This window comes from Streptomyces altiplanensis (assembly GCF_053591575.1).
Genome location: NZ_JBSFUB010000006.1, coordinates 164,599 through 170,598, shown reverse-complemented (window position 1 = coordinate 170,598; position 6,000 = coordinate 164,599). Strand labels below are relative to the sequence as shown.

The following is a 6,000-nucleotide window of genomic DNA, read 5'->3' as shown; positions in this document are numbered from 1 at the left end:
GCCCTGGTAGGTGGTGCCGCAGGTGTGGCGGTCGCCTTCCATGGGTTCGACGGTGATGGTGAGCCTCCGGGCGGTCACCCCTCACTCGTATCCGGGCCTGTACGGCCCGTCCCGTCAGCCGCGCTGCCGGGACGGGCGGCGCCGCAGGGCGCCCGCCCACCGCTCCACGGTCCAGCGGCTCGCGCCCCACCGGCTCCTCACGGCGGCCCAGCGCGCCGACACCGCCCAGGCCACCCGGACAGCCGAGCGCGGTGCGAGAACAGCCCGCAGGCGTGCCCCGCGTCCCGCCGCGGCCCGCAGACCCGCCCGCACCTGCCGGGCCTCCTCGGTGAGGTTGCCCGAGACAGCAGGCCGCGGAGCGTAGAGCACCTGCTCCACCGCGCCCGCCGCCCGGTGCACCGCATCGGCCGGCGCACCGTCGAGCCCGCCGAGGCGCACGATCCGCGCGGCGGCCTTGCGCGGCGTCTGCGACTCGTCGGGCGCGACGCCGTAGTCCCACGCCGAATCGGTGATCTCGCGCCAGCCGGACAGCGTACGGGCGGCCACGTCCGCGGGCGCGCGTCCCACGGACCCCAGCCGCCGCGTACGCACCTGGCTCCGCCACAGCAACGGCAGCAGAGGCAGCAGCACCACGAGCACCACGGCCAGCGCCAGCAGGGCCAGCCGGCCGACGGGAATCCCCGTGTCGGTGGGACCGGCCCCGCCCTGCTGCGCGGCCCCGCCGCACTCGCCCAGCTTCCGCATCTGCGGAGGGCAGCTGTCGGTGACGCTGGGTGCCGCCGAAGGCGCGGCCGAGGCGCTCGGCCGTGCCTGCGCGGGGTCGGACGCGGAGCCGGACGGGGTGTCCTGGCGGGTGTACTCCGGCACCGAGCCCCGGGACGGCGTCGGTTCGAACCGCGTCCACCCCACGCCCTCGAAGTACAGTTCCGGCCAGGCGTGCGCGTCACGCAGACCGACCGACATGCTGCCGTCGGACTGCGAGGTGCCGGGCGTGAAGCCCACCGCCACCCGCGCCGGGATGCCGAGCGTCCTGGCCATGGCGGCCATCGAGAACGAGAAGTGGACGCAGAAGCCCTCCTTGTCCCTGAGGAAACGGACGATCGCCGCCGTACCGCTGCCCGACTGCACCTGCGTGTCGTACCTGAAGCCGCCGTCGGAGGCGAACCAGTCCTGGAGCCTGACCGCCCGCTCGTAGTCGTTCGAGGCGCCCTTCGTCACGTCGAGCGCGGTCGACCTCACCACCTGGGGCAGCGCCTCGGGAATCTTGGTGTACTCGCGCAGCAGACCGGCCGGCGGCGTGGTGGCCGCGGCCAGCTGCTCGCGGGTCGGCCGCACTGTCAGGCTGCTGACCGTGTAGCGCACGCCGCGGGTGGTCTGGCCACCGTCGCCCACGAGCGTGCGCCCGGACGGCTCGTAACGCCAGCGGCCGTCGATGCCCACCTGCGTCGCCGGGTAGGGGAGCGGCAGGTAGCTCTGGGAGTACCAGCCGGCCGCCGAGACGGTGGAGTTGATCTCGGTCGTACGGACGTCGGTGCTGAGCCCCTGCGGGCGGGGCAGCCGGTCCGGTACGTCGTCGATCCTGCGTTCCGCCGACTTCCAGGCGGATCCGTCGAACTGGTCCAGCGCGACGATCCGCAGATAGAAGTCCTCGGTGTCCTGCGTGTTCGTGCGGTACCGCAGCACCTCGCGGTCCTCGGGCTGGTTCAGGCTGTTCTGGAGCGAGACCAGCGGGTTGACCGCAGAAATGGTCCCGCCGCCGGAACCGCCACCGCTCCCGCCGCCCGCGCCGCCCAGCAGCCCGCCGTCCAGAGCGGGCAGGGACGCGGGGACGGCCAGGGCGATGCCCAGCGCCACCGCGCCGATGCGCCGGCCCGTACGGACCGGCGCCGGCGCGGAGCCGCCCGCCGTCTCGAATCCGGCGGCTGCCGTGCGTCCCCCGGTGCGCGGCGCACCGCCGAAGACGCGGCCCCACTGGGAGAGCCGGTCCCGTCCCTCGGCCAGCAGGAGCAGCAGGTAGCCGGAGGCCGCCAGCACGAACCACAGCCAGCTCGCGCCACCCGGCGAGAGCCCGGCGGCCACCGAGTAGAGCGCCAGCAACGGCAGCCCGGCCGGGGCCGCGCTGCGGAACGTCACCGCCAGCGCGTCCACGGCCAGAGCGATCAGCAGGACGCCGCCGATCAGCATCAGCCTGATGCCCTCGGTCGCGGGCGCCGGGATGGCGTACCGCCCGACGTCCTCGGCGCCCGTCGTCAGCAGCCGTGCGAACTCCTGGAACGCCTCGGGTCCCGGCAGCACCCCGCCGATCGCCGAGTCCATGGCGAACACCACGGTGAGCATCACCAGCGCCACGAACGCCTGGACGGTCACGGTCAGCGGCCGGGCCAGCGGCACCCGCCGGGCGAGCGCGCCCACCCCCGCCTGGATCACCACCGCGACGACCGCCGTCAGGAACCAGGACGTTTTGTTGATCAACGGCAGCAGCGCGCCCGCCGTCATCAGGGTGGCCGCCGTGGCGCACAGCGCCAGCCGTCCGCGACCGCTCATGACCAGCCCCCACTCGTACCTGCCGCGCCGTCGGCGGGAGAGCCCCCCGTACCGGCGCGCTGTCGTTCCGCCATCCGCCACAGGTCGGCGAGGAGCATGCCGGGCGGCACGGTCAGCACCGTCCACCCCGCCTCGCGCAACGGCCTGACCCGCTCCTCGGCGGCGGCCGGCACGCGTGCCATGAGGCCCGCGGCGGCCGCCGACCGGCCCTGGACCGGATCCTTCCCCGGCGCCCAGGCCCCGCTGTCCAGTACGAAGGCGACGGCGGCCCCGCTGCGCGGGCGCATGCGCGCCGCCACGGCCGCCTGGCCCTCGTCCAGGTCACCGAAGAAGGCGACCAGGAGACCTTCTTTCCCACCGCGCAGCGCGTCGTACGCCGCGGAGAGTCCCGCGCCGTCCGAGTGCTCGACGACGGCGAGCGTGTCCATCATCAGCCCGGCGGAGTCGGCCGTCTCCTGGGTGGCCCCGGCGAAACCGCCGGCACCCTCACCGGGCACCGAATTCCCGGTGTCGGTCAACAGCCTCACCGAATAGCCCCGTTCGAGCATGTGCACCAGGGCGGAAGCCGCCCCCGACACCGCCCACTCGAAGGCCGAGTCCGGCCCGGCCCCCTGGTACGCGGCCCGCCGGGTGTCCAGGAGCACCGTGCACCCGGCGCGCTGCGGCTGCTCCTCGCGGCGCACCATCAACTCGCCGTAGCGCGCGGTGGAGCGCCAGTGCACGCGGCGCAGGTCGTCACCGTGCCGGTAGCCGCGCGGGATGACGTCGTCCTCGCCGGCCAGCGCGAGCGAACGGTTGCGCCCGTCGCCGTATCCCGGCGCCTCGCCGGTCAGCCGCACGGCGGGCAGCGCCTCGACGCGCGGGATCACGGTCAGGGTGTCGTACGCGCTGAACGAGCGGGTCAGCTCGCACATGCCGAAGGGGTCCGTCAGCCGCAGCTGGAGCGGGCCCAGCGGGTAGCGCCCGCGCAGGTCCGAGCGGACCCGGTAGGACACCTCGCGCCGGCCGCCCGCCTCCACCCGGTCGAGGATGAACCGGGGCCGCGGCCCCAGGACGTACGGCACCCGGTCCTGGAGCATCAGCAGACCGGTGGGCAGCCGGGAGACGTTGTCCAGTCGCAGGTGCACGCGCGCCTCCGAGCCCGTCGCCGCACGCGACGGCGTCAGCCGTCTGCTGCCCGCGACCCGGTAGCGCGTGCGGTACAGCACGGCCACGCAGACCAGCGGCAGCACGGCGAGCAGCAGCCCGACCCGCAGCAGGTCCGCCTGGCCCAGGACGTACGCGCACACCGCGGCGGCCACGCCCGCCGCCAGGAACGACCGGCCGCGCGTGGTCAGTCCCGAGAGCGCGGCCCGCAGGCCGCCCTTCCCGCCCTCGTCGCCGCTGCCGCCGACCCCGTCCGCCCCGCCGACCCCGTCCGCCCCGGCGGGCACGGTGGCCGCGGCGGGCGCGGCGGGCCCCCCGGCCGCCATCACAGTCGCCGTACGCCGGGCTGCTGGTGACCGTACAGCGGAGCACCGGAAGGCGGCGTCGCCGTCGCCCGCCCCGTGGCGTAGCCACCGTCGGGCGCCGCGGCCGTCGGTACGGCGGTGCGCTGGAGGATCTCCAGTACGACCTGCTCGGAGGTACGCCGGTTCAGCTGGGCCTGGGCCGTCGGCAGCAGCCGGTGCGAGAGCACCGCCACCGCGAGTGCCTGTACGTCGTCGGGCAGCGCGTAGTCGCGCCCGCTCAGCGCGGCGGACGCCTTGGCGGCGCGCAGCAGGTGCAGTGTGGCGCGGGGCGAGGCGCCGAGCCGCAGGTCGGGGTGGCTGCGGGTGGCCGCGACCAGCTCCACGGCGTACCGCCGCACCGCGTCGGCCACGTGGACCGTGCGGACCGCGTCGATCAGCTTCAGGATCTCGTGGGCGTGCGCCACCGGCTGGAGGTCGTCGAGCGGTGAGGCGGCGCCGTGCACGTCCAGCATCTGGAGCTCGGCCTCCGCGCTCGGGTAGCCGATGGAGACCCGCGCCATGAAGCGGTCGCGCTGGGCCTCGGGCAGCGGGTAGGTGCCCTCCATCTCCACCGGGTTCTGCGTGGCGACCACCATGAAGGGCGTGGGCAGTTCGTACGTCTGCCCGTCGATGGTGACCTGGCGCTCCTCCATCGACTCCAGCAGCGCGGACTGGGTCTTCGGCGAGGCGCGGTTGATCTCGTCACCGATCACGACCTGGGCGAAGATCGCGCCCGGTTTGAATTCGAAGTCGCGCCGCTGCTGGTCGTAGATGCTCACACCGGTGATGTCCGAAGGCAGCAGGTCCGGCGTGAACTGGATCCGCCGTACCGAGCAGTCGACGGATCTGGCGAGCGCCTTGGCGAGCATCGTCTTGCCCACGCCCGGCACGTCTTCGATGAGCAGATGCCCCTCGGCGAGGAGCACGGTCAGAGAAAGCCGTACGACCTCCGGCTTGCCCTCGATCACACCCTCCACCGACCTGCGGATGCGCTCCGCTGTGGTGGTCAGATCTGTGAGGCTCGCTCGATCGTCATAGGTCGTCACCCGGCCCTCCTCGGCCCCTTCCCCGAGCTCTTGACGAGCAGGGGATACACCATTAAGGGCCGGCGCCACGACGACGGAACGGCCCACCCCGGAACACGGACATCACGCGCGGACGGATCCGGCGCGATGTCACACCCGCATTGTTGTTGCCGTTACCGCTTCGTGTCACTCGCCTGTGGATAACTGAGGGTGGTATGTCGAGGGTTGCCGGGTTTTCGTCCGCTCGGCCGCGCTACTTCACCGGGTCGACCTCCCGCAGCAGACCGGTGGACACATCGAAGACGAAGCCGCGCACGTCGTCGGTGTGCGGCAGGAACGGCGAGGTCCGCACGCGCTGCATCGACTGGCGTACGTCCTGGTCGACGTCCCGGAAGGACTCCACGGCCCACGGCGGGCGCTGCCCGACCTCGGCCTCCAGCTCGTGCCTGAAGTCCTCGGTGAGGGTCTCCAGGCCGCAGCTGGTGTGGTGGACGAGTATGACGCTGCGGGTGCCGAGCGCGCGCTGGCTGATGGTCAGGGACCTGATGACGTCGTCGGTGACCACGCCGCCCGCGTTGCGGATGGTGTGGCAGTCGCCCAGTTCGAGGCCGAGCGCGCTGTGCAGGTCCAGGCGTGCGTCCATGCAGGCGACCACGGCGACGTGCAGCACGGGCCGCGCGTCCATCCCCGGGTCGCGGAAGTCCGCTGCGTACTGCCGGTTCGCTTCGACGAGGCGGTCGGTGACCGTGTCTGAGGTACGTGCCGCGGAGGGCGTCGCGACGGCGGGATCGGCGGGAAGGTGCGCAGAAGTCGACATGCCGTAGACGTTAATAGGAACGCGCGGCTCGGGCTCGCTGTGAGAAGGGACAAAGAACGTCAACAAGGATTGTTGTGAGGTAACCCACAAGGATGGCCCGTGGGCGTCGGTGTGCGTCCTCCGT

At 73.3% G+C, this 6,000-nt stretch carries 4 protein-coding genes; all 4 read right to left on the bottom strand.

Annotation, left to right across the window (positions count from 1 at the left end; all coding sequences use genetic code 11):
- Window positions 1-114: 114 nt before the first annotated feature.
- The 4 genes from ACWD0Y_RS04715 to ACWD0Y_RS04700 all read right to left on the bottom strand — a co-directional run bounded on the left by ACWD0Y_RS04715 (window position 115) and on the right by ACWD0Y_RS04700 (window position 5,876).
- Window positions 115-2,544, bottom strand: a complete 2,430-nt coding sequence (locus ACWD0Y_RS04715; protein ID WP_450259014.1) for a transglutaminase TgpA family protein — start codon at window positions 2,542-2,544, stop codon at window positions 115-117.
- Window positions 2,541-4,016 carry a DUF58 domain-containing protein gene (locus ACWD0Y_RS04710; protein WP_450259013.1) on the bottom strand — a complete coding sequence of 492 codons (1,476 nt, stop codon included), beginning with the start codon at window positions 4,014-4,016 and terminating at the stop codon, window positions 2,541-2,543. Before ACWD0Y_RS04710 ends, ACWD0Y_RS04715 begins: the two co-directional genes overlap by 4 nt.
- The gene (locus ACWD0Y_RS04705) at window positions 4,016-5,080 is read right to left on the bottom strand and encodes an AAA family ATPase (RefSeq protein WP_450259012.1); all 1,065 of its coding nucleotides are present in this window, start codon (window positions 5,078-5,080) and stop codon (window positions 4,016-4,018) included. The genes ACWD0Y_RS04710 and ACWD0Y_RS04705 overlap by 1 nt, the downstream gene beginning before the upstream one ends.
- A 232-nt stretch (window positions 5,081-5,312) precedes the next feature.
- The gene (locus ACWD0Y_RS04700) at window positions 5,313-5,876 is read right to left on the bottom strand and encodes a beta-class carbonic anhydrase (RefSeq protein ID WP_450259011.1); all 564 of its coding nucleotides are present in this window, start codon (window positions 5,874-5,876) and stop codon (window positions 5,313-5,315) included.
- Between the last annotated feature and the right edge of the window lie 124 nt (window positions 5,877-6,000).

Coding starts and splice junctions, on each gene's coding strand:
- ACWD0Y_RS04710 (WP_450259013.1), bottom strand. CDS start 4,016: ATGGCGGCCGGGGGGCCCGCCGCGCCCGCCGCGGCCACCGTGCCCGCC.
- ACWD0Y_RS04700 (WP_450259011.1), bottom strand. CDS start 5,876: ATGTCGACTTCTGCGCACCTTCCCGCCGATCCCGCCGTCGCGACGCCC.
- ACWD0Y_RS04715 (WP_450259014.1), bottom strand. CDS start 2,544: ATGAGCGGTCGCGGACGGCTGGCGCTGTGCGCCACGGCGGCCACCCTG.